Here is a 23656-nt window from a genome sequence, read left to right as displayed (position 1 = left end):
TTTCATTGATTTTTAACGATAAATCGTTTTCATGACAATTTGTTCTAAAGATTCTTGTAAGCCTGCGTCTTTTGTAACCATATAACCAGGCAAAAGAACATTTTTTTGTTCATTTTCATAACGTATGATCACGGGAATTTGTCCCTTATACTGTTCTAAAATATGATAAATTTCAGAATCGTGATCATGATTGGCAACTTGAATCCAAAAACGTTCACTCACTGCCTCTTTTAGATCATTCAAGACTAATTGAAGACGGCCGTCCCTAGCCTGAACTTTCCCGTTTAGATAATAGAAACTACCTTCGTGTAAGAGATTTTTAAATTGGCGATACTGATTCGAAAAAACAGTAACCTCCAGATTTGTTTTACTATCACTGACTTTCAAAAAGGCCATGTTTTCACCTTTTTTAGTTCGGATCACACGAATCGATTGAATCTCAACGAGCACTGTAGCTGTCTGACCTTCGGACAGTTCAGACAGACTCACGATTGGATACAAAGGATTCTTTGCTAGGGATATCAATGGGTGTTGGCTGATTCCAACTCCTAACCATTCCTGCTCTTTTTGGAATTTCTCAATATTTGAAAAGTCCTCTGTATCTGTCCAACTATAGCTAGAATCTGCAAAGAGGCTACCTAACTCTTCTACAAAGATAAATAGACTTGGTAGGTTGGTCAGGATTTTTTGACGATTTTTCTCAAAGTTATCAAACAAACCAACTTCTACCAGAGGATTTAATAAACTCTCCTTTTGATAATTTTTCGGTAATCGTGTGATAAAATCTTCAACACTAGAAAATGGACGATTCTCGATAATCCAATAGGCAAAATCACGAGGCATTCCCTTAATGCTCTTAAGACCTAGATGAATTGTCTTATCTGATAACTTATCTTGATATGGAACTGTATTGATAGAAAGCGGTGCTAATTCAAAGCCCATATCCAAAGCATCTACAATATAATCACTACTCGCATAGTTCAACATCACTTGGTAGAAAATTGACGGGTAATGTGTTTTGAAATAAGCAAGCTGAAAAGCTAAAGCTGCATAAGCATAAGCATGCGAACGGTTAAAACCATAACCAGCAAATTTCTCCATGACAGCAAAGACTTCTTGAGCCTCTTCTTTTCCATGCCCTTTTTCGAGTGCCCCTTGGATAAAACTCTCCTCCATCCGATGCATCTCTGTAGCATTCTTTTTCCCCATGGCACGACGCAAAATATCGGCTTTCCCAAGGCTAAAACCAGCATAACGCTGAGCTACTTGCATCACCTGTTCTTGATAAAGCATGATGCCATAGGTTGGAGCCAGGATATCTTGCAAAACTGGGTCAAGAACGGTCACTTTTTCTTTGCCATGTTTTCTAGCCACAAAGTTATCGATATAGTCGCTCGCACCTGGTCGGTTCAAAGAAGTCGTCGCCACTACTTCTTCAAAGTTTTGTGGCTTCACTCGTTTCAATAAACGTATAGCTCCAGGTTGCTCAAACTGAAAGATTCCCTTGGTCTTACCAGCTGCAAAGAGCGCTAAGGTTGCCTTATCCTCAAGGTCAATATCCTCAATCTTTAGTAAAATCCCTTGAGTTTCAAGTAAGAGTTCTTGCATTTTTTGAGCAAAGGTTAGGTTTCGGAGGCCCAAGAAATCCATTTTGAGCAAGCCATTTCCTTCAACTCCATGAGCATCATACTGAGTAATCAGCATATCCTCCCCATACTTGAGAGGAATGTAATCTGTTAGATTTTTGTCACTAATAACGACTCCAGCAGCATGGATAGAGGTCTGTCGTGGATAGCCTTCTATCTTTTTAGCAATAGAGAAGGCCTTTTGGTACTCAATCTTACTCTGAATGATCTGTCTAAAACCTAGATTTCCTTCATAGGCTGTCGTTAGAGTATCTTTGGAACCAATTTTTTTGGTAATAGCTGTCAACTCATACTCAGGTACGCCATAACGTTTGAAGATATCTCGAATGGCTTGCTTGGCTCCAAAGGTCGAATAAGTGACAATCTGAGCAGCATGGATACTACCATAACGGTCACGAACATAGCGAATAAACTCTGGACGATAGATATCTGGAATATCAATATCGATATCTGGCATGGTGTAGCGTTCACGATTCAAGAAGCGTTCAAAGATAAGATTCTTAGCTACTGGATCAATACCAGTGATATCTAGGGCATAGGCTACTAGACTTCCAACTGCGGATCCGCGTCCCATCCCCATATAATAACCCTGAGAACGGCCAAAACGTAAGAGATCCCAAACAACCAAGAAATAGTCATCAAATCCCATATCATGAATCACAGACAGTTCTTCTTCTAAACGTTCCTGATAGACTGAATCAAGCAAGCCTTTTTGCTCCAAGCCCTTGATAGCTCTCTCCCGAAGTTCTTCGACAGCAGGTCTCTCTGGATTGAAACGTGGAAGTTTGAGACTACTATCAATCTCGTAGGAAGTTTCCTTAATCAATCTTGCAAGATTATCCAGTGCGTTTGGAAACTTCTCTTGGAAAATCTGTTCAAGACGGTCAGCCGGTAAAAACAAGCCCTGTTGCGATTGAACATCAACCTCTCTCAGGGTCACATTTTCTTTAATCGCTTTAAGCATCTGTAGAGCTTCTAAATCCTCAGACTCGAAAGAGTTAACACGATAAAGAGGGAGAATGGGGTGAGAAACAGTCAATTGAGGTGTATCTGGATACACTCCGATATAGTAGTCATGCCCTAAGTCCAAGGAATCAACTTCAGGATAGTAAGGAACAATGACACAAATATCTTCAAGGTAGGAAGAAAAATCAGCCCATTCTTTTTTACCTGTCATTTTTCGTGACGATATCTTCATCAGGTTTCGATAACCATGGTTTGACAGGGCTAGAAAACGTAGATTGAGCACTTCTTCTTTATGATGAACTGTCATCTCAAGTCCTAATAAGGGCTGCATTCCCTGTTTTTGGCATTCTTTGATGAAATAATAGGCTCCATAGAGATTGTCTTCATCCATGATTCCAAGTGATGAATAACCATATTCTTTCCCTAGGCTGACATATCTCTTGATTGAAACCATACTCTCCATGAAACTATAGACAGTTTTTGTATCTAGTTGGGCAATCACTCACTACCACCTCCCTTATTCTCTTTATATTATACCATTTTAGAAAATAGAAACACAATTTCTTTCTAATCATTAAACTAAAAAACCATAGCCTAAAAAGCTATGGTTTTCTGATATGAAATAAGTTCGAAGAAGAGTTGCGCCTAGCTTTTTTAACTTAGTTACTTGTATCTTTGTTACTTGTATCTTTCGTTAAAAATATTCCGATTAGAACTAGAACGAGTGAGAGATAAGGAAAGACCCTAAACATCTGCCAATCCGGATCGAATGCTAAGAGTCCTGAAAGCAAATAAAACCCTGCACTCGTATACAAGACGGTTTTACTTACTTTCTTGATTCCTACCCTAGTTAAGACAGTTGCTATAGCGTATGCAATTAAATTAGGACCTAGAAAAATCAAGAATACAAATCCCCATGGACCAGCATATAAAGCAAGAGATATAAATAGAAGAATATAGGTAAGTGCCAAATAAAATGAGAAAGATAGAAGAGTCGAAGGTTTCTTGACTGCTTTTGGACCATTCTTCATATCTTCAACTGAATTATTCTCTACAATTAGTTTATCTTCTTTGTTTAGCTCTTCATTTGGATTTTGGTCTGACATTTTGTTCTCCCACTAATTTGTTAAGTTATTTTTATTATATCCCAATTTGTAAAATTAAGCTAGACTGAAAAAGCCATCTAGGTTAGCCTCAGATAAACTACAACATTTATCTGAAAGAAACTAACATAAATGACCTACACTACTCCCTATCAAGTTTTTTCTGAGTCAGGTGAGATTGCCTAACTTAATTTGATAGATGAGGAGTTTTTATTATTTTTCACGAATTACTTCTACCTTGTATCCATCTGGATCTTTAACAAAGTAATAGTTTGGTTGAGTCCCTGGAAGTCCATTAGGTGCTGTTACTTCGTAACCTTTGTCACTATGTTCTTTATGAAGAGCTTCAAGGTCAGGTGTGCTTAAAGCGATATGCGCAAAACCGTCACCCACAACATATGGTCCGTGATCATAGTTGTATGTCAACTCCAATTCATAATCATCACCATCAAGACCTAGATAAACAATGGTAAAAGCGTGTTCTGGGAAGTCCAGACGACGCAATTCCTTAAATCCAAAAGCATCTTGATAAAAAGCAATTGATTTTTCAAGATTTTCTACTCGCAAGCAAGTATGTAGCATTTTTGAAGCCATCTTCATTACCTCTTTCATTTTTATAGTTCAATTATACCTTTTATTAGAAAAATTTACTAGGAATTAAAACTATAGGACTCTACTCTATGGTTCAGTTCCAGTCAGCACTTTCACGATTTTCCTTACGAATATTTCGCACCAACAACAGCAAGATAAGAATAAAGAGTCCTTCTAAAAAGTAGAAAGCAAACTCACTATTCATAATTAGTAAATCTTTTTCAAAAAAAACTTTGCTAAAATCTGGTATAGGTGTGAATAGGATTCTAAATACGCGTCTTAAGAAAATAAATATCTGCAATCCATAAATCATAAAGGCCTTTTTAACACCAATTACTAAACGCTGTTCTTTTGTAAAATAAGACAATGCGATTCCATTTAATAAGAGTAATAACGTTAATCTTAGAGTTTCATTTCTAAGAATAACTGGATTAAAAAGATTTAATCGACTGTGAGTGAGAGGAAATAATTGAAAGAATATAATACCCATTATAATTGGCAATAAAATTCCCTTCAATGAAGGTGGCAATCCTATTTTATATCTTGTAAAATATAGAATACCAACCACTATCATAAAAATAAAGATGTAACATATCGCAACATATGAAATTATTTCGCTTTGGTTTACCAGAGAAACTAGAAAACCGGCAGATAGAAACAGTCCCAGTGGAACTAACTTGTCTAAAGAAACATCCACTCTCATACCGTAACGTACCTGGAATCCATCGATTATAGAAAAAATAGTTATAAAAAATAAACAAGCAATGAGACCAAGCGGAACAACTGGAACAAAGGAAAGTAGTATCACTGCTAAAACCCACAGATTTCTATTGTAATAAAATTTAATTTTTGATCCTCGAGCGTTGAGACCTTCTTTGATTGGTTGGTCTAACCTCCTATGCATGTAGTAATTATAGAGAGAAATCATTCCTATATAAAGCCATTTATTTGAGCCAGGTTCATCATAGACACTTAACAGCAAACTGACAATAGTTAAAGCGGCATAAGTAATGATTAGAAGCCTATTTTTTACCACTTCTTTTTTTATCCAAGCAAAATAGGATACTTTAGAATTTGGATGGCAGAGTTGATAAGCATAGCTGGTCATCTCTTCTAGTTTTTGATCTGTCTCCTCTGTCATCAAGTGGGGAGCCGTACTTGAGGTATGGAATTGTCCCAATATAAACTTCAACAGTTCTCCATCTGTAAAACGTTTATACCCCTTATAAACTTGTTCAAAAAAGATAGGATAAATACGAGGTTTCTCTTTATAGACTTGTGTCCAAATTGTCCAATCATTGATGCGTTTCTCATCTTTTAATAATTTATCGACAAAGAGATAACCTTCGTAATACCAGAAATCAAACTTCTCTTTTACATTGATTTGATATTTTTTTATAACCCAAGGATAAGAATGAATTTCTTTCCAGAAACTAAATTTTTTCAGATAAGGATTTTCTTCATCCGTGATATGGTCCCTTACAAATCCAAATACAAGATCCAGAACCTTGTCATTTGTAAAGGGATAAACATCGATTTCCTCTAATAATTGAAGTAAGAGAGATTTATCCTGGGTGGTTTCAAGGAGATAGTTCCAAGCTTCTACAAGTCTATCTTCATCTTGATATGAACTATAAACCAGGAGATATAGAGCCTCTTCAAGGTCTGCAGGATTTAACAAATTATAGCGATGAATATCGAATGGTTCGTCTGCATCTGCTTTTAATTCCTCAAAGTAAGCCAGAAGTTCATCATAAGCCTTTTGTTCCTCTTCTCCCACCTCTGGTTTAAGCTTCTCCAAGATATAGGTCAAAACTGGAATACTAGTAATCATTTGTTTACTGCTATTCAACAGAAAAAGGACCGTACTAGGAGAAAAAGATTCTTTGAAAAATGTTATCCAAACCTCTATTTGATTGGCTTTTTGGGAATCTTCAAGGATTGCTTGACATAAACGAAAAGAAGCATATAATTTCGCAATTTCTTTTTTTGCATCTTCAGGAGACTCTCCATTTTTGTAGGCAGTAGCTCTTTTAACCTTCCAATGCTTCAGTTTATAGTAATACCCCCAGTACTTAAAGTCAGGTACATACTCTTCCAGTAAGGGAATGATGATAGAGAATTGCTCAGGTTTATCAAAAATATAAACATCCATTTCCTCTAAAACGGATTGAACAGTGCTCATATCATATCGATACTGACTAAAAAACTGTTGCCAGAGATGTTCTTGTTCTTCTATGGTATAATCCGAATTCCCTACGATACTTTCGATAGAATTGCGAATCAGATACTCTGACTCTAGATAATCACTAAAATCTAAGACATGGCTAACCGTATCTACCTCTTGAGAACCTGTGTCTTCACTAACTCCTTCAAAATTTAGTGGAAGACTAGCTGTTTCCTTGTAGGTTTCATTTGAAGGATCAGACTCCTCAACATCACCGAAATCAAGAGAAGGTTTTGGCATCTCTACTTGCTCGGTTCCCCGCTCAGACTCAAAGGTTTCAAAATCAAGTGAACTAGTAACTGGATTTGTCGTTTCGACTTCTTGTTCACTGAATTGCTGAGTGGAGATGGCATTACTTCCACTACTTTCTTGACTAGTCCTATTAGATCGTGCTTCTCTCAAAGCCGACTGGTAGGCTTCTACAATTTGTTGGTAGATTTCTGGTTGGTCCTCAGGATGGTAAAGTTTCACTAACTCAGAATACCGTTTTCGAATAACCTTAATATCATGAGTTGGTTCAATTCCTAAGGTTTCCCATTTATTCATAAAATTCCCTCTCATAGACCCCGTTCTAGAAACTCTAGATAGTTAGAAAATGATTGATAGAGTTTTGGTAAATAATACACAGAAGCTTCTTTGACTTCTTCTTCAAAGCGTCTAGTTTCTGCCATTAACTCATCTCTTCTTCTCCCTAAAAGCATGCTATATACACGATTGGCCTTTTCAATCAAGAAACGGTAAACTTCAGTTTCTTGAGCATTAATCTTATAACGAGTTAATTCGGCTTGTTTTTCTTTAATTTCATCTTCAGTCAAGGTAATACTTTCCTGAAGGATCACATGATTAAAGACTTCCTGAGTTGAATCGATGGTTACTTCTACATCCAAAATCCCATTTAAGTCATAGGTAAATCGTATAGTGAGACCTTCATTAGCCTGATGATTGACAGGGACAGGGACTTCCAATTCCCCGAGGAATAAGTTTTGTGAGGCCTTCATCATTTCTCCCTGATAAACCTTGACCTTCACATGGTCTTGCCCCAATTCTGCGGTGTAATACTGTTCCTTTTTTGAAGCAGGTAAAGGAGAGTTGCGCTCGATAATCGGAGAAAAACGATCCCCGACTACTGAAGTTCCAAGTGTGAAAGGACAAATATCCGACAATAATAAGTCTCGAACTTCTCCCTGACGTCCCTTTATTCCCGCTAAAAGAGCACACCCTTTTGCAATCATTTTATCAGGATCATCAGTCAGTTGAACCGCTTGGTCAATACAATAAGATAGAAAATCTTGAACTAAACGAAGTTTTGAAGTCCCGCCGACAAGAACAACATTATCAGAGGATACATAACTATAGCGCGCATCCATCAAGGCCCTATCTAGTACGGACTTAAGTCGAGCAAGCAAAGGCTGGCAAAGCTCATAAAATCGCTGATAAGTCAGGTTCAAAGAGTATTCCTTCTCCTGATCCATCACTACCATTTTCACTTCTTCATTGGTATTCAGATTCAGCTTTGCCTTCTCTGCTTGAACCAGTGTCTTGCCGTAAAACTCCCGAGAAATAGATTTCCTAGACAAGTGATTGGACGTTAAAAATTCCTCAGCAATCGCTGCAGTAAAATCTTCTCCTCCCAAGCGATTATCTCCTGCAATAGAGACAATCTCAACAACATTATCAAACAACTCTACGACTGAGATATCCAGTGTTCCACCACCAAAATCGACGACTACAAAGGACTGGTCTTCTTGATTACTCATAGATTTTTTAGCAAGAGCAGCTGCAGAAGGTTCGTTGATGATGCGCTCGATTTTAACTCCTGCAAATTGTCCAGCTAATTTTGTCGCATAACGTTGAGCATCATTGAAATAAGCTGGTACACTGACAATAACCTCATCTACCTTCTCACCAAGAAAAGTCTCTGCATCATCCACTAGTTTTCGAATGATAAAAGAACTCAGTTCCTCTGCTTTGTAGGTTCTATCTCCCAGGACCAATTCATGTTTGCTTCCCATAAATCGCTTAAATTGGGCAAGTGTCTTGTCGGGATGTGTCACCAAACGCTCTTTAGCAATTTTGCCAACAATGATCTCGTCATTATCGTCCAATGCCACAACAGATGGCGTTAAAAATTCACCAAAAGCATTTGGAATCAGTTTTACTTGCCCATCTTGGTATACTCCTACCAAAGAATTAGTCGTTCCTAAATCAATACCTACTATCATTTTGTAACTCCATATCTTTAAACATACTACTATTATACAGGAAAAGTTCTAATTCCTTAAGCAAAATATGACATTTACTATTCATCACATAAAAAGAAAAAAGCTTCATTTCACTCACGTAGCTTAACCTACAAGAGTAGAAATGAAACTTTTAAACATTATTTACCAAGTTTTGCTTTAGCTGCATCTGCAAGAGCTGTGAAAGCTGCTGCATCGTTAACAGCCAAGTCAGCAAGCATTTTACGGTTAACTTCGATTTCAGCCAATTTCAAACCATGCATCAATTGTGAGTATGAAAGTCCGTTCATACGAGCTGCCGCATTGATACGTGTGATCCACAATTTGCGGAAGTCACGTTTCTTTTGACGACGGTCACGGTATGCATAGTAGTAAGAGTTCATTACTTGTTCTTTTGCAGTACGGAACAAGATGTGTTTAGCTCCATAGTAACCTTTTGCTAATTTTAAAATACGTTTACGACGTTTGCGTGATACAACGCCACCTTTAACACGTGCCATTTATATTTCCTCCAATATTTCCTAGAATTGTTAACTTACAAATACGCGATTATTTCAAGCGAGTAAGCATTGCTTTGATACGTTTGAAATCTCCTGAATGCACCATAGATGCTTTACGAAGATGACGACGTTGTTTCTTAGTTTTTCCGTGGAAACGGTGAGAAGTGTAAGCACGGAAACGTTTAAGTCCACCAGAACCTGTACGTTTGAAACGTTTAGCTGATGCGCGGTGTGTTTTTTGTTTTGGCATGATATTTTCTCCTTTTTTTAACTTTCTGACAGATTATTTCTTGTCAGTTGCTGGGGCCAATTGCATAAACATTTGACGTCCATCCATTTTAGCACGTTGTTCGATGATAGCAATATCTTGAGTTGCTTCAGCGAAATCGGCTAAAACTTTTGCACCAATCTCTTTATGGGTAATCATACGTCCCTTAAAGCGAATAGATACTTTTACTTTGTTTCCTTTTTCAAGGAATTTGCGAGCATTGCGAAGTTTCGTTTCGAAGTCACCCTTGTCGATAACTGGGCTCAATCGAACTTCTTTCACAGTCACAACGCTTTGTTTTTTGCGTTGTTCTTTTTGCTTCTTCTGATACTCAAACTTGAACTTGCCGTAGTCCATAATTTTCGCAACAGGAGGCTTAGCTTGAGGTTGAATGAGAACCAAGTCCACATTAGCTTCATCCGCAAGTGCTTGCGCTTCGCTAAGTGGTTTGATACCCAATTGCTCACCTTCAAGACCGATTAAGCGAACTTCGCGTACACGAATTTCATCATTGATGAATAAGTCTTGCTTTGCTATGGTTTTCACCTCTTTTTTTAGTTTAGAGAAAAACAAGAGCGGACCTGCTAACGCAAATCCGCACTACATGATTATATTTCATTTCTGAAACTTGATCTGTAGGGGCCAGACAACGTTAGTCGCAAGGCGAGAAGTTCTCACTTCTGCTTTTCTCATCTTGTATATAATATCAAGTTTTTCCCTACTTGTCAATATAAAAAATATTTTTTTCTTATCTTTCTTTTATTGATGTTGTGAGTAGTATATTTCATGAGGTTTCAAACGCGTATTGAGCATTTCTGAAACTGTCACAAAACTATAGCCTTGTCCTTGCAAATACTCAATAACCTTTGGTAATGAATTAACTGACGTCTGATGGATATCATGCATGAGGATGATAGAACCGTCTCTTGCTTGACGTTGGACTTCTGTTAGAATCGCTGCTTCATTTTTACTCTTCCAGTCCAAACTATCGACATCCCACATAATAAAGCTTAAATCGAGACTATTACGGATATCATCTGAAATTGCACCATATGGTGGACGCATCAATTTTGAACTCTTTCCAAGAACACTCGTGATTGCTGATTCTGTATCCGTGATTTGTTTTTTAGCATCTTCTAATGAAAGTTGTGTTAAAACGGGATGGTTCCAAGTATGGTTTCCAACTTCATGTCCCTCAGCCTGCATACGTTTGAGGATAGCTTCATTGCCTGCAATATTTTTTCCTTGTACAAAGAAGGTCGCTTTGATTTTGTACTTAGCCAAAATATCCAAGGCTTGTGGTGTTGTATTGCCATCGGGACCATCGTCAAAGGTCAAGGCTACCACTTTTTTATGTTTTTCTGCTTGAACTTTTTTATAAAGTTCAGCATCTTTTTCTGTTAGATAGGATGTCTGAATAAAATCAAAGAAATCTGAAATAGGCATCGCTATTTCTTCAACAGTAGTCGTTGCTTTGACTGGATAAAGAACCAATTGACTGTCTTTGTAAGCAAACTTCCAGCTTGACAACTCTGCAGCTGAGAAATCAGCTGAAACTTGGTCAACAACTGATTGCTCTACTTTTTTATCTTGGAGAGTTGACTTAACTTCCTCAAGTAATTTTTCTTTGGCCGAGGATGAGTCTGTAAAGAGTTGATCCAGGGTAAAGACAGAGCCATCTTCTTTCAGATACAGCTGGTCTAAAGTCGTATTTTCTAATTCAACGACATTTAAATTGGCCAGGTCATAGGCCTGTTTTTTAATCAAACGATTTTCAATCCCAGTCAAAGAAGAATCCCCTTTTTCTGAGTAATAAAAAATTAACTGTTCTTTACCTTCAACTTTTTCAGTGATGTCTTTTACGATGACATCCTTGACAGAGGAGATCACGCCATCTCCGACTAATGGGTAATAGGTGATTATTTCTGTTTTCTCTTTGCGGAAATGCTCTTTTTGACTCCCTTGAGAGTAGGCATCATCTTTTTCCTTCTTGAGGCTCTCAATTTTCTGTTCAAAGGCTTGTTTGTTAAACACTTTATAGGTAATCACACTACCGAGTGCTAACATTGTTAGAAATAAAAGCAAGACAAGAATGCCAAGCTTTTTATTATCTTTCTTCTTTACTTTATTCTGGGGTAATCTCTTTTTTGTCATAGTTTTATCATATCAAATAAGAACTATAATTTCAATGAAAACATGGCATAAAAATATTTAAATCAGGTAAAGAAAAGTAAAAGAATCCTAGGAAAAACTAGGATTCTTTTATAATTTAGAAACGGATACTTTCTCTTGTTTTCTCATAAGAAGTAACAAAGCGCTCTGTCACGCCTGGTTCAGCTACTTCTAATGCTTGAGAGATTTTTTCGAAAGATGCTTTATAATCAAAGGCTGTTTCAAAGATATTCAAAGCTTCTTGGAAAGCTTGTTGAATACGATCATCAAATGATCTGTAACGGTTCGAATATTGAAGCAATTGTTCCGTAAGTGTTGCATATTGAACAATACTATATGTTTCTTCTTCCAACATATTCATATCATTTGTCGCAATCTCAAGGATACGATTTACAGATTCGATATTTACTTGCGCTTGTTCCAACTCAGCCATCAAGTCTTCTGTACTGTGACTTGCATCAAAGAAGAGTTTCAAGAATTTTTGTGGAATTCCTGGAAGATTTCTCTTCTCCATGTAGCGTTTAATCGTATGCAGACGATTGACATAGACATTTGCTTTTTGACGAGCATTGATGTCGTCTTTTTCAATCTGAACTAGACGCTCACTGACACCGATTTGGTCATTTTCAATATCTTTTAATGTAGATTGGACATTTTCCAAACGTTCTTGTAATACAGAATATGCTTCTGAAACTTCTGTTTGGTCGTTTGTTAACTCTTCGATTGTAGCATCCAAAGCTGAGATATCAGCTTGAAGACGACGAACTCTATTTACATCGCTTTCAGAAATCAAGTAGGTTTTCCCAAGACGTTCAATATCTTTAACCAAGACCTGATTGTTTTCTTTCAAGTGGTTAAGATAAGTTGGAAGTGTAGCGACCAATTTTTCAAAAGCTTTATGCGCTTTAATTTCACGTTTAAAAATATCATAAAGTGCATTGATTTCTTCTTGGATTTGAGCATTTTCATACTCTGCATTGTCCAACTCCAATGTACGGATATTTTCGTGATTATTTTTCAAGGCTTCATAGAGAAGTTGAAGACGAGATTCGATATCTGTTTCTACAAAATGATAGTTCTCATCTAGTAGCTTACGGTAACCTGCTTCTAAATCTTCAAGTTGTTCTGGCAATTCAGTAGTAAGCTTGGTTACAATCGCTGGAATTCTTTCAACGATATGTGTCAAGGCTAAAATATGATTTTCAGCGTTATCTAAAATGCCTGCTGCTTCAACCGGATCCCCTGAAGAATTCAAGGTTACAAATTGAGAAAACTCAGATTGGATGTTCTCCAATTGTTTTTCAATTTCTGGAAGAGCTTGACCATATTTTTCAGAATCTTCAGCTACCGTATTTTGTAGTTTTTCGAATAAATCTAGGGCATGCAGAACTCGTCCGCTATTTTTTGATTCTTGTTTTTCCAAATCAGACAAGGCATTACGAATCGCTGTAATATCCTCTTCAACAAGTTCAATCTGGCTTTCGATTTGATCAATCTGGTGCTTAGCTTTCAAGAAACGGAATGAGTTATTGTATCCTTCAGCTTCAAAGAGGTTATTCTCAATATCTGCAAAAGAGTTCAGAGACAAATCTACCCATTTTTGGTTCCATTCTCTAAAAGCAACCTGACTTTGACCAATCAGATGCATATTTTTAACGACCTCTACCTCATCATTAACAGGAAGGTTATATAATTCTTCTTTTCTTTCTTCTAGGGCTGCAAGTCTACTCTCATTACGTTTACGTAGCAAAATGGCTACTGCAAAGGCAATCAGAAGCAGGACAGCAATTCCAATCAAAGTAATAATCAACTGATTATTTGACATATCAAACTCCTTTTATACTTGACACAATTGTAATGATTATATCATATTTTTCAAGCCTTGGGAACTATTTCCCAATTTTTTTATACGTCAAGAGTACTGTAAACAGCGTTTTCTTCGATAAATTCTCGACGTGGTTCCACGCGGTCCCCCATGAGCATATCAAAAATCTTATCTGCTTCAGCAGCGTCATCTACTGATACTCTAGCCATGAGGCGATGTTCAGGATTCATAGTAGTTTCCCAAAGTTGGTGGTCATCCATCTCTCCAAGACCTTTATAACGTTGAATGGTTGGTTTAGAACGACCTTCGCTGTAGCGAGCCAAAGCTTCTTGGAGGCGGATTTCTTGGTCTACGCCTGGTTGAATATATTCTTTAATCTCACTACCGACTTTAACACCGTAAATTGGTGGTTGAGCGATATAAACATAACCTGCCTCTAGAACGGGTTTCATATAACGATAAATCAGAGTTAACAAGAGGGTACGGATATGGGCTCCATCGACATCGGCATCTGTCATGATAACCAATTTTTGATAACGCGCCTTGCTGACATCAAATTCAGCACCAAAGCCAGTCCCCATAGCTGTGAAGAGGCTACGAATTTCCTCGTTAGCTAGGATTTTATCCATACTTGCCTTTTCAACGTTAAGGATTTTACCACGAATTGGTAAGATCGCTTGGAACTCACGATCACGTCCTGATTTTGCAGAACCACCCGCTGAGTCTCCTTCGACGATGAAGAGTTCAGTTTCAGCTGGATTGTTTGAGGAACAGTCTGCCAATTTTCCTGGAAGGTTTGAGATTTCTAAGCCTGACTTTTTACGTGTGACTTCACGCGCACGCTTGGCAGCAACACGCGCTTTCGCAGCCAAAATCCCTTTTTCTACGATGCGTTTAGCAATCTGTGGATTTTCCAGAAGGAAGTCAGAAAATGCATCGCTGAAGAGGCGATTGGTAATCTTCACAACTTCACTATTTCCAAGTTTAGTCTTGGTTTGCCCTTCAAATTGTGGGTTTGGGTGTTTAACAGAAATAACGGCAGTTAAACCTTCACGGACATCTTCCCCTGTGAGGTTGTCTTCATTGTCTTTGAGAAGTTTGTTTTTACGAGCGTAGTCGTTAATAACACGAGTTAATGCTGTACGGAAACCTTGTTCGTGTGTTCCACCTTCATGGGTATGAATATTGTTGGCGAAACTCATGACATTTTCATGGTAACCCGTTGTGTACTGCATAGCAACTTCTACTGTGATGTCATCCATTTCACCATCTGTATAAATTGGTTTTTCAAAAATAACATCCTTGTTTTCATTGAGATACTCAACGTAGCTCGCAATCCCACCCTCGTAGTGATAATGCTTGGTTTGTTCAAGTCCTTCGCGTTTATCCGTAATGGAGATTTGAAGACCGCGATTCAAAAAGGCTAACTCTTGAATCCGTTTATTTAATTTATCAAAGTCAAATGTCGTTGTCTCTGTAAAAATTTCTGGGTCTGGAGTAAAGTGAACGATTGTCCCTGTTTTATCTGTATCTCCAATCACCTCGAGATCAGCAACAACATGACCACGACGGTATTCTTGGTAATGAATCTTACCGTTTCTATGAACACGAACATCCAACTGTGTTGAAAGAGCATTTACAACGGATGAACCCACACCGTGCAATCCACCTGACACCTTGTATCCGCCACCGCCGAATTTTCCTCCGGCGTGAAGAACAGTAAAGACTGTTTCAACGGCAGGTCGTCCTGTTTTTTCTTGGATATCAACCGGAATACCACGTCCATCATCGACAACTGTAATAGAATTATCAGGTTCAATAAAGACCTCGATATGACTAGCGAATCCTGCCAAGGCCTCATCGATAGAATTATCTACAATTTCCCAGACTAGATGGTGAAGGCCTTCTTTGGCAGTTGATCCAATATACATCCCTGGACGCATACGAACGGCTTCCAGACCTTCCAAAACTTGAATTTGACTGGCATCATAATCTTGTGCCTGTTGGTTTTTAATATCTTCTGTCATTTTTCCCCTTTTTCTTACATGTCTATTGCTTGTTTTAAGGCTATAACGTTCTCAAAGAGATAGGCATCTAAGCCTGCAGCATGTCCTGCTTCTACATCAATGGCACGGTCACCAATGACTAGACCTGATGTAATATGATACTTATCACGTAAATAAATCATCGACTCAGGATCAGGCTTGCGTTTAAAGCCTGAACTAGCCGTCACTACTTCTGTAAAGTATGGAGCTATCTTCGTTTTCGAAAGAATCTCCAATACTTGATCATTTCGATGAGAAACCAAGAAGTTACGACCACCTTGGTCTGAAATGTTTTCTAAAAGAGTAGGAATCCCATCAAACAAAACAGGATGTTCGAGCTCTCGGGCTTCATTTTCCTTATATTTCTCAAGAAAGTTTTCAATACCTGGAGCATACTTTTCGATGGCAAAGGCAGTCGAAACCTTCAAGGCTTCGTATACACTGTCGTGATCCTGCTCAATCCCAAACTCTGCTAATGTTTCTACAAAAGCTGCTGTAGAAGTTTCATAATTATCAAGCAGGGTTCCACCTAAATCCCAGATGTAATCGTGATATTTCATACCCTTCATTATACCATTTTTTTATAAAAAATGCGATGGTTACCTTGCTTTTTGCCCTTAAAAAAGAGAAGAATCTTCTCCAACAAGAAAGATTCTCCTCCGTTTGTCATTATTTTTCAAATACGTCTGTGTAGAGCATACCATTTCTGAGAACTTTGGCATCTCCACCAAGTGTTTCAACCAAGTGATAAGCAAAGGCTAAAGCTGTTGCTGGACCACGACTAGTAATGATATTTCCATCTACTACTACTGTTTCTTTATGATAGTGACCATTTGAGATTTGTTCTTGTACTCCATCGTAGCAAGTATAGTTTCTTCCTTCCAGAAGACCTGCTTGATTTAAAGCAATAGGAGCTGCACAAATAGCTGCTACTTTTTTCCCGTTTTTCTCAAATTTTTGAAGTTCAGCAATCAATTGCTCATTGTCTCGTAAGTGAGCAGAACCAGGCATTCCTCCTGGCAGAACTACCATGTCATACTCTGACAAATCACCATCAAAGACACGATCAGTTTGAACTTGAATGTCATGTGAACCCGTAATTTGAGCTTCAAATCCCACCATATGACAGGTAATATTTGCGCGACGCAAGACATCTACGACGGTCAAAGCTTCGATTTCTTCAAAGCCGTTTGCTAGAATAACTGCAACTTTAGGCATAGTGACCTCCTTATTTCACTTTTTTCAGTACAACTTTTTTGCGTTTGAATCTTGTTCGACCACTCTTTTCATCAGCTAAATGAGTTTGGTAGCTCATGGATAAAAGCAGACCGACACCGATAAGATTACTGATAATAGCTGATCCCCCTTGAGAAATAAATGGCAAAGGAATCCCTGTCAGAGGCAATAAGCCAGTAACAGCACCAATATTTTCAAAGATGTGGAACAAGAGCATCATGATAAATCCAGTTGAAATGTAGGTGTAAAATTGATTATTAGATTTTAGGGTGATTTTTAGCATGCGATAAATAAGCAGTAGATATAGTGCAACTACTACAACCGAACCAATAAATCCAAAATCTTCCGCAATCACTGTGAAAATCATGTCACTCTCTCGAACAGGAATGAGGAGATTCGACACATTAAATCCTTGACCAAAAATACCACCGCTACCAATCGCAATTTGACCCTGTGCTTGCTGATAGGTAGTCGTTTGAGCATAATCAAATGGATTGAGCCAGGCTAGGATACGATTTATCTGATATGTCGGCATCCCGATCTGATGCATAAACGCACGTCCGTCTTTTGTGATAAAGATGGCTAGGAATCCTGTAATTGCAGATACAACTGCTACAAAAATTGGAATAATGATTTTCCAAGAAACACCAGACAATAAAACAAGTCCTGCAAAGATTGCAATAAAAACCATAGCTGTCCCAAGGTCACTTTGCAAGGCTAGTAAAATCATAATAGGTAACGTGAAAATAATCATCCACAAAATCAATAGGAAATCTAAGCCAATTGTTCGTTCTTTGTCTTTATGTTTCGTGGTAAAGGTTACGATAACGTATGCCAACATCAAGATATAAGATATCTTCATAAATTCGGAAGGTTGAAAGAGTGTATAACCACCGATTGATACCCAGTTTTTTGCACCAGTTGCAGCTACTAAACTTGGGTTGTAGAAGACCAAAGGCAAAACCATCAAGGCTAGACCAAGACCATATAAATAAGGGGTGGACTGCCATAGAAATTTTGTGTTAAAAAACATAACTATAAAGCTAAAGATAATCCCTAGCGATATCCAAGCCAGCTGTTGTCCAAGTATGGTCCAAACATTGTTTGGGTAGTCATGACTAACTGCTATATAAATAGCTACAACTCCAATGACCAACAAACAAAATACTGGCAATATTAAACTATAATCGACCCTAGAGTCGAGCGAACGTTTCATAAAAGGCCTCCCTCATTCTTTCAGATATTCATTGTTTATTTAAAAATTCTTGAACTTTGATAAAAGCTTGCTCTCTGCTAATGACTCTAACTCGACTAGTACGAGACAAAGCCTTGCTGATTTGCTTGCCATAACGTTTACTTGCCATACGGCTGTCTAAAATCAGAACCGCAGAGCGTTGCCCCACTCGACGCATGGTTCGTCCAATCGCTTGCTTGAGACGAATAATAGCCATAGGAAGCTGGTAATCATAAAAAGGATTTTTCCCTTCCAAACGGAGTTCTTGATTCATCTTTTTAGTAAAGGGATCATCTGGATTTTGGAAGGGCAAGCGAGTCACTACTTCAATCACTCGAGGATGTCTTGAAAAATCAACACCTTCCCAAAAACTTCCCGCCCCGAGCAAGAGCTCACGCTCGCCTCTTTCAAAGCGTTTTTTCAATTGGGCTGGTTCTCCGTGCTTGTACTGGGCCAGATGGGGAACCCTCAAAGCATCTGAAACTTGCAACAATAAATCTTTTGCAGTAAATAAGACTAGAATGGGTTCTTCAAGCTGGAATAATTCTTCTAGAACTTCTACAATTGCTTGTGCATATTCCTCGGATGAAATTTCTGTCACCAACGGAAAATCCTTCACCAACAAGATTTCCTGATTTTCCTGAAACTGTTCGTCCATGCAGTAAAAGGCAGCTTGAGGAAAACCTAACAATTCTGGTAAAGAAACCCTACTACTAATTTCAAGGGTTGCAGAGATTCCTAATAGCTGACAGGATTCTGGGAAAATCTGAGAAAAGAGCAAACGATGATTGCGACTAGAAGTAATTTCAACCTTCTTACTAGACACATCTGAAGTCGATAACCAAAATTCTCCCTCAGATGTAAAAAATCTCTGATAGTCTTTAAATTCTGGTAAATTCAACTCAGAAAAATCTTGGCGGAGCTTGTCAATGCTACTAGCTGGACACATCCTACGTTTACCAGATAAGAACTGATCGAGTAGGTAAGAAACTTCAAAACGAATACTTTCTAGCAAGCGTCTTTGAAGCATACCTTCTTCCCTCGATAGAGCTTGGTCTAGTTGATCTAGCAAATCCGTTAGCATATAAGATTTTCGAGAAAGATTTTCCATTGTCAACAAGATTTTCTGGGCTTCATCTAAAATCAAGAGACGCCCTTCTAGAAGACTTGGATCATCTTCAAGCCGGGTAACTAGGTAAGCATGATTGGTCACAAGCAACTTGCAAGAACGAGCCTTTTCCTGACCTCGTTTCCAAAAATCCTCGAGCCAAAAAAGAGAGTCTTTATGAAGGTTTCCATCATGAACCAAGTTTGGTAAAAACTGCTGGTAGCGATATAACTGACCAATCTCGTCTAAGTCTCCTGTATCTGTCTCTGTCAACCAAACTAGGAGTTGCATCTTGAAACGAGTATACAGACGGTTGGACTCTTCTTCCTCTAGCGCTGCATGAAAGGCATCTAGCTTCAAGTAATTCTGAGGACCTTTGAGACTATGAATAGAGATATGGAAAATCTCTTCTAGCCTTTTGGCCTCCTCTTGCATTACCTGATTTTGAAGAATTTTAGTCGGAACACTGAGCAGGATTCCCCCTTCATTTTCAAGCGATAGTGCTGGTAGCAGGTAACCATAGGTTTTCCCGATTCCTGTTTGAGCCTGAATGAAGGATATGTCTTCCCCTTCTAAAAACTCTTGAACCTTTTGAGCAAAGTGTTCTTGTGTGACTCTCTCTTCTAACCCCAACAAGGCAATATTGGTCTGGAAATCTTTAGATAACTTTCTCGGAGAAAGAGGAGGCTTTTCTTTTCTTAAAAATAAACCTTGCACCTCTACCAAATCATGCTCAACGAGGAGAGACTGTTTCTGATAAACTTCCTCGATGACTAGGTAAGATTCATAGAGTAAGCTGTCTGATAAACTCAATAAGCGCTCCAATAACCCTTTTGGCAGTTGGAACATCTTTTGTCTCATACAAAGAAAGAGTTCTGCTGTTGCTTGGGCATCAGATAGGGCTGTATGAGCTTGCTCTAAGGGAATCCCCAACTCTTGGCAAAGAATACCCAGATTATACTTCTCTAGTTGAGGGTAAAAAACTTGAGCCAACTCCACTGTATCGATACGAGGCGTGCGCAATTCATAACCCTCAAAAAAGAGAAATTCTGCCAATAAATTCGCATCGAACTGAACATTGTGCGCAACAAAAATACCGTCTTTGACCAGTTCAAAAATCTTTCCAGCCACCTGAGAAAACTCTGGAGCCTTTGCCAAACGTTTATCAGTCAAACCCGTTAATTCTTTGATATGAGAATCCAAGCGTTCATGAGGGTTGACATCAGTCGCATACTGCTCAACAATCTCACCATCTTCAATGACTACAATTCCCACTTGGATAATTTTTGCCTTACTTCCGGTACTTGTTGCTTCTAAATCTACAACCACATACCGATTATTTCTAAAATTCATCACTAAAAATTATATCAAAATTTGCACCATTTGACACCCCTGAACTTTATTTGAAGAGTCAAGTTTCTTGCAAGATTTGAAAAAAAATGATTGAATAGAATTGTAGAAAAGGAGGGAACTCATGAACCCATTAGATTTGTTTAACCAAGTAAAAGAACTCATTGAGAACAAAGATTTTTCTGCAGCAAAAACTTTTGTTGAAGAAAACAAGGATCAACTCGGTGAGTACCTAAGCCAAGCACAAGCTTTGGTCTCAGGATCAGAAGGACTTGACGGTCTTGTAGATAAGGTCAAAGGCCTCTTCTAATCATCAAAAGACACCTGAAAAAATCAGGTGTCTTTTTGTATTTTCTTCATGAATGCTGGGATATGTTGACTAATCGTGGTCGGCAGAACTACAAAGTTGTCCTCAGCTAGTTCTTGGGCAATTGCTGAATGTAGATAGGTCGCCACTGTCACTCTTTCATAAAGATTTGCTTGAGGAAATTGCCCTGCAAAGCCAGCAATCATCCCAGCTAAGGTATCTCCCATTCCTCCAGTCGCCTGATAAGGACCACCAACACTCAACTGATAACAATCAGTTTGACCAGCTTGCCAAATTCGAGTCGCAGGACCTTTTTGAACTAGAATCGTTCCTGAAGGAAATCTTTTCAAAGTCTCTCCTGTTTCCTCAGTTCCTTGGGAATCCAAATCTAAGCCTGACAAGACTTGCCATTCCCTTTGATGTGGAGTTAAAACAAGCTGAGCCTTAGGAAATTTCATTCCCGTCTTCGCAAAAATGGATAGGGCACCACCATCCAGTATGAGGGTATGGTCTTGATTTGAATGATGAAAGACTGTTTGGAGAAGCTCTTCTCCAAACTCATCATCCACTAGCCCAGGTCCAACCAAGACAACACTTGCTTTCTTCAACTGTTGCTCCAATAATTGCTGATCATCAAGGTCAAAAGCCATAGCCTCCGGCAGATGGCTATGGAGAGCTTGAATGTTCTCCTTGTCCGTTGCTACTGTCACCAAGCCTGCGCCGCTTCTAACAGAGGCTAAAGCAGCCATAATAATCGCTCCCCCATAGGGATACGTTCCCCCAATCAAGAGAAGACGACCATAGTCTCCCTTATGACTAGAACGAGGACGCTCGATGATTACTTTTTTCAGTAGAGCTTGATCAATCTCTTTCATACACTACTCCTTCAACTTATCCTTACTTTGTAGCACTTGATTAACCTTGGTATTCCAAGCCTGTAACCCTTCTCCCTCATAGTCTAGGTAAATCACCCTATCTTGTAATTGACAAGGAATCAAACCTTCAAAACAAGCCTTATCTTTTGACGGGATGATACACAAATGAAGAAAGGTATCCAAATCTAAACTATCTCTTACCTTCGCAACATGATAGCCATCAAAGATATAACCTGGCGCTTGAATTAATTCTTCATACAGAAAATGAAAACTAACGCCAGGAATGAACTTTTCTTGCAATTCCTCCTCAGATGGTGCCCGTCCTAACAAACGCTCCATAGCGAGTCGGTAACCCGAAGACGTATTAGACCATCCGAACATGATATAGTCAAAATAGTCTGCTGGATCAGAAGCTGCATTACGACTATCTGTAACTAGCTCAGCCCCACTTTTACCAAATATTTTTACCGCCGACATGAGTTTTCCAGTCTTAAAAATCGCCTGAGCCACCTCAACTGTACAAGTATGACTACAATAATTTGAAGTAACCAACTTCCTATGAATATCATAGGTAGAAGCTACAAGGCGATGACTTGGTCTGTAGGGAGGAAAAAAGCTATGCTCTTGCAAGTAATCATGAATTTGTATATTTAATTCAAGATCCTCACATTCCATAATGGTCTGACGACAATGGTCCTGTTCATAAGCAATAAACTTTGCTAGCTTCTCCAATTCCCATTCTTGAATCTGTGGATAGTTTTCAAGAGCAAATTGATAGATTCCATCCCACTGGAGACTATAATCTGCATTACAAACTTTTACAATCATGGTCCTGCTCCTCAAACTCTCTTACTTTCATTATACACCTCACTACCCAATTAATAAAGGAGAAGACTATATAGTCTTCTCCTTTTTTTTAATAATCAGCCTTTTGAGAATAGTGAGTTATGAATCATTATTCTTCCTTGCGTTTCCCATTTAGGAATGCTGCTGATAAGGCTAGACTGAGACCTGCTAGGAAAATAGCTGTATCTGATTGACTTTCCCCAGTTTCTGGAAGTCTTGCTGAGTCTGCTTTTTCCGAAGTATTTCCAAGAACTTGTGAACCCTGAGTTTGCTCAGCAGGAGCTAGAGCTTCTGAAGGCTTATCAGATAAAGCTCGAACATCTGCAACTGGTTTGTCAATTGTTGGAGCCGCTTGGTCGCCTGCGGTTCCTAGAGTTCCTGTATATTCTGGGAGTTCGTTCTTGTCTGCTTGCACAGCATTGACTCCACCCTTGAATTCAGGCACTTCATTTTTAGCAGCTTCAACCCAATTAGCTCCTCCCGTGTACTCTGGAACTTCATTTGTAGCAGCTTCGACCCAATTAGCTCCTCCCGTGTACTCTGGAACTTCAAGAACTGGGGCTGCTTGGTCGCCTGCTGTACCAATAGAATCACTATATTCTGGAACTTCTACTACTGGGGCTGGCTCCTCACCTACAGTTCCAATAGGGTCCGTGTACTCTGGAACTTCAAGAACTGGGGCTGCTTGGTCGCCTGCTGTACCGATAGAATCGCTATATTCTGGAACTTCTACTACTGGGGCTGGCTCCTCACCTACAGTTCCAATAGGGTCCGTATACTCTGGAACTTCAAGAACTGGAGCTACTTGGTCACCTGCTGTACCAATAGAATCACTATATTCTGGAACTTCTACTACTGGTGCCGGATCCTCACCTACAGTTCCAATAGGGTCCGTGTACTCTGGAACTTCAAGAACTGGGGCTGCTTGGTCGCCTGCTGTACCGATAGAATCGCTATATTCTGGAACTTCTACTACTGGGGCTGGCTCCTCACCTACAGTTCCAATAGGGTCCGTATACTCTGGAACTTCAAGAACTGGAGCTGCTTGGTCGCCTGCTGTACCGATAGAATCGCTATATTCTGGAACTTCTACTACTGGGGCTGGCTCCTCACCTAC

19 protein-coding genes and 1 other annotated feature are annotated in these 23656 nt (G+C 38.9%); of the genes, 1 reads left to right on the top strand and 18 read right to left on the bottom strand.

The window, feature by feature from the left end:
• Positions 1-12: 12 nt before the first annotated feature.
• The 15 genes from ACVC7R_RS07685 to ACVC7R_RS07615 all read right to left on the bottom strand — a co-directional run bounded on the left by ACVC7R_RS07685 (position 13) and on the right by ACVC7R_RS07615 (position 20514).
• The gene (locus ACVC7R_RS07685; RefSeq protein WP_447264207.1) at positions 13-3114 is read right to left on the bottom strand and encodes a DNA polymerase III subunit alpha; all 3102 of its coding nucleotides are present in this window, start codon (positions 3112-3114) and stop codon (positions 13-15) included.
• Between the two features lie 157 nt (positions 3115-3271).
• The gene (locus ACVC7R_RS07680) at positions 3272-3718 is read right to left on the bottom strand and encodes a hypothetical protein (protein ID WP_447264206.1); all 447 of its coding nucleotides are present in this window, start codon (positions 3716-3718) and stop codon (positions 3272-3274) included.
• Between the two features lie 210 nt (positions 3719-3928).
• Positions 3929-4309: a lactoylglutathione lyase gene (gene gloA / locus ACVC7R_RS07675; RefSeq protein ID WP_254804229.1), complete on the bottom strand. Its 381-nt coding sequence runs from the start codon at positions 4307-4309 to the stop codon at positions 3929-3931.
• Positions 4310-4400: 91 nt separating this feature from the next.
• Positions 4401-7079 (bottom strand): J domain-containing protein, encoded by a 2679-nt coding sequence (locus ACVC7R_RS07670; RefSeq protein WP_447264205.1) that lies wholly within the window; start codon positions 7077-7079, stop codon positions 4401-4403.
• An 11-nt stretch (positions 7080-7090) separates the two neighbouring features.
• On the bottom strand, positions 7091-8755 hold the full coding sequence (locus tag ACVC7R_RS07665; RefSeq protein WP_447264204.1) for an Hsp70 family protein: 1665 nt from the start codon (positions 8753-8755) through the stop codon (positions 7091-7093).
• A gap of 158 nt (positions 8756-8913) precedes the next feature.
• A complete protein-coding gene (gene rplT, locus ACVC7R_RS07660) occupies positions 8914-9273 on the bottom strand; it encodes a 50S ribosomal protein L20 (RefSeq protein ID WP_000124834.1) in 360 nt (119 codons plus the stop codon).
• A gap of 49 nt (positions 9274-9322) precedes the next feature.
• Positions 9323-9523, bottom strand: a complete 201-nt coding sequence (gene rpmI / locus ACVC7R_RS07655; RefSeq protein ID WP_001125942.1) for a 50S ribosomal protein L35 — start codon at positions 9521-9523, stop codon at positions 9323-9325.
• 33 nt (positions 9524-9556) lie between these two features.
• A complete protein-coding gene (infC, locus tag ACVC7R_RS07650; RefSeq protein ID WP_006149857.1) occupies positions 9557-10087 on the bottom strand; it encodes a translation initiation factor IF-3 in 531 nt (176 codons plus the stop codon).
• Between the two features lie 15 nt (positions 10088-10102).
• Positions 10103-10233, bottom strand: a sequence feature (ribosomal protein L20 leader region).
• A gap of 67 nt (positions 10234-10300) precedes the next feature.
• The gene (gene pgdA / locus ACVC7R_RS07645; RefSeq protein ID WP_447264203.1) at positions 10301-11695 is read right to left on the bottom strand and encodes a peptidoglycan-N-acetylglucosamine deacetylase PgdA; all 1395 of its coding nucleotides are present in this window, start codon (positions 11693-11695) and stop codon (positions 10301-10303) included.
• 115 nt (positions 11696-11810) lie between these two features.
• Complete coding sequence (gene ezrA, locus ACVC7R_RS07640; RefSeq protein ID WP_447264202.1) at positions 11811-13538, bottom strand: septation ring formation regulator EzrA; 1728 nt, start codon at positions 13536-13538, stop codon at positions 11811-11813.
• 80 nt (positions 13539-13618) lie between these two features.
• Positions 13619-15565 (bottom strand): DNA topoisomerase (ATP-hydrolyzing) subunit B, encoded by a 1947-nt coding sequence (gene gyrB / locus ACVC7R_RS07635; RefSeq protein WP_447264201.1) that lies wholly within the window; start codon positions 15563-15565, stop codon positions 13619-13621.
• Between the two features lie 14 nt (positions 15566-15579).
• On the bottom strand, positions 15580-16143 hold the full coding sequence (locus tag ACVC7R_RS07630) for an HAD family hydrolase (RefSeq protein WP_447264200.1): 564 nt from the start codon (positions 16141-16143) through the stop codon (positions 15580-15582).
• A gap of 109 nt (positions 16144-16252) precedes the next feature.
• Positions 16253-16801 (bottom strand): DJ-1 family glyoxalase III, encoded by a 549-nt coding sequence (locus tag ACVC7R_RS07625; protein ID WP_447264199.1) that lies wholly within the window; start codon positions 16799-16801, stop codon positions 16253-16255.
• A 10-nt stretch (positions 16802-16811) separates the two neighbouring features.
• Positions 16812-18035 carry an FtsW/RodA/SpoVE family cell cycle protein gene (locus tag ACVC7R_RS07620; RefSeq protein ID WP_447264198.1) on the bottom strand — a complete coding sequence of 408 codons (1224 nt, stop codon included), beginning with the start codon at positions 18033-18035 and terminating at the stop codon, positions 16812-16814.
• A 28-nt stretch (positions 18036-18063) separates the two neighbouring features.
• Positions 18064-20514 (bottom strand): bifunctional DnaQ family exonuclease/ATP-dependent helicase, encoded by a 2451-nt coding sequence (locus ACVC7R_RS07615; RefSeq protein WP_447264197.1) that lies wholly within the window; start codon positions 20512-20514, stop codon positions 18064-18066.
• A 121-nt stretch (positions 20515-20635) separates the two neighbouring features.
• Here ACVC7R_RS07615 and ACVC7R_RS07610 point away from each other — a divergent pair, with 121 nt between their 5' ends.
• Entirely contained in the window at positions 20636-20821 is a 186-nt protein-coding gene (locus tag ACVC7R_RS07610) for a hypothetical protein (protein ID WP_006148859.1), read from the top strand.
• Positions 20822-20844: 23 nt separating this feature from the next.
• On the opposite strand, the gene ACVC7R_RS07605 is transcribed toward ACVC7R_RS07610, so the two are convergent.
• From ACVC7R_RS07605 to ACVC7R_RS07595, 3 genes are all read right to left on the bottom strand, one after another.
• A complete protein-coding gene (locus tag ACVC7R_RS07605) occupies positions 20845-21693 on the bottom strand; it encodes an NAD(P)H-hydrate dehydratase (protein WP_447264196.1) in 849 nt (282 codons plus the stop codon).
• A 3-nt stretch (positions 21694-21696) separates the two neighbouring features.
• Positions 21697-22521 carry a phosphate ABC transporter ATPase gene (locus tag ACVC7R_RS07600; protein ID WP_447264195.1) on the bottom strand — a complete coding sequence of 275 codons (825 nt, stop codon included), beginning with the start codon at positions 22519-22521 and terminating at the stop codon, positions 21697-21699.
• 127 nt (positions 22522-22648) lie between these two features.
• Positions 22649-23656: SIALI-17 repeat-containing surface protein (locus ACVC7R_RS07595; protein WP_447264194.1), on the bottom strand; the 1008-nt coding region annotated here is incomplete at its 5' end.

It is taken from the genome of Streptococcus sp. Z554 (assembly GCF_053010305.1).
Note: the sequence above shows the minus strand (reverse complement) of the source record. Positions and strands in the feature narration are given on the sequence as shown.

Coding starts and splice junctions, on each gene's coding strand:
- ACVC7R_RS07620 (WP_447264198.1), bottom strand. CDS start 18,035: ATGAAACGTTCGCTCGACTCTAGGGTCGATTATAGTTTAATATTGCCA.
- ACVC7R_RS07610 (WP_006148859.1), top strand. CDS start 20,636: ATGAACCCATTAGATTTGTTTAACCAAGTAAAAGAACTCATTGAGAAC.
- rplT (WP_000124834.1), bottom strand. CDS start 9,273: ATGGCACGTGTTAAAGGTGGCGTTGTATCACGCAAACGTCGTAAACGT.
- ACVC7R_RS07630 (WP_447264200.1), bottom strand. CDS start 16,143: ATGAAATATCACGATTACATCTGGGATTTAGGTGGAACCCTGCTTGAT.
- pgdA (WP_447264203.1), bottom strand. CDS start 11,695: ATGACAAAAAAGAGATTACCCCAGAATAAAGTAAAGAAGAAAGATAAT.
- ACVC7R_RS07665 (WP_447264204.1), bottom strand. CDS start 8,755: ATGATAGTAGGTATTGATTTAGGAACGACTAATTCTTTGGTAGGAGTA.
- ACVC7R_RS07670 (WP_447264205.1), bottom strand. CDS start 7,079: ATGAATAAATGGGAAACCTTAGGAATTGAACCAACTCATGATATTAAG.
- ACVC7R_RS07625 (WP_447264199.1), bottom strand. CDS start 16,801: ATGCCTAAAGTTGCAGTTATTCTAGCAAACGGCTTTGAAGAAATCGAA.
- ACVC7R_RS07600 (WP_447264195.1), bottom strand. CDS start 22,521: ATGATTGTAAAAGTTTGTAATGCAGATTATAGTCTCCAGTGGGATGGA.
- ezrA (WP_447264202.1), bottom strand. CDS start 13,538: ATGTCAAATAATCAGTTGATTATTACTTTGATTGGAATTGCTGTCCTG.
- gloA (WP_254804229.1), bottom strand. CDS start 4,309: ATGGCTTCAAAAATGCTACATACTTGCTTGCGAGTAGAAAATCTTGAA.
- rpmI (WP_001125942.1), bottom strand. CDS start 9,523: ATGCCAAAACAAAAAACACACCGCGCATCAGCTAAACGTTTCAAACGT.
- gyrB (WP_447264201.1), bottom strand. CDS start 15,565: ATGACAGAAGATATTAAAAACCAACAGGCACAAGATTATGATGCCAGT.
- ACVC7R_RS07680 (WP_447264206.1), bottom strand. CDS start 3,718: ATGTCAGACCAAAATCCAAATGAAGAGCTAAACAAAGAAGATAAACTA.
- ACVC7R_RS07605 (WP_447264196.1), bottom strand. CDS start 21,693: ATGAAAGAGATTGATCAAGCTCTACTGAAAAAAGTAATCATCGAGCGT.
- ACVC7R_RS07615 (WP_447264197.1), bottom strand. CDS start 20,514: ATGAATTTTAGAAATAATCGGTATGTGGTTGTAGATTTAGAAGCAACA.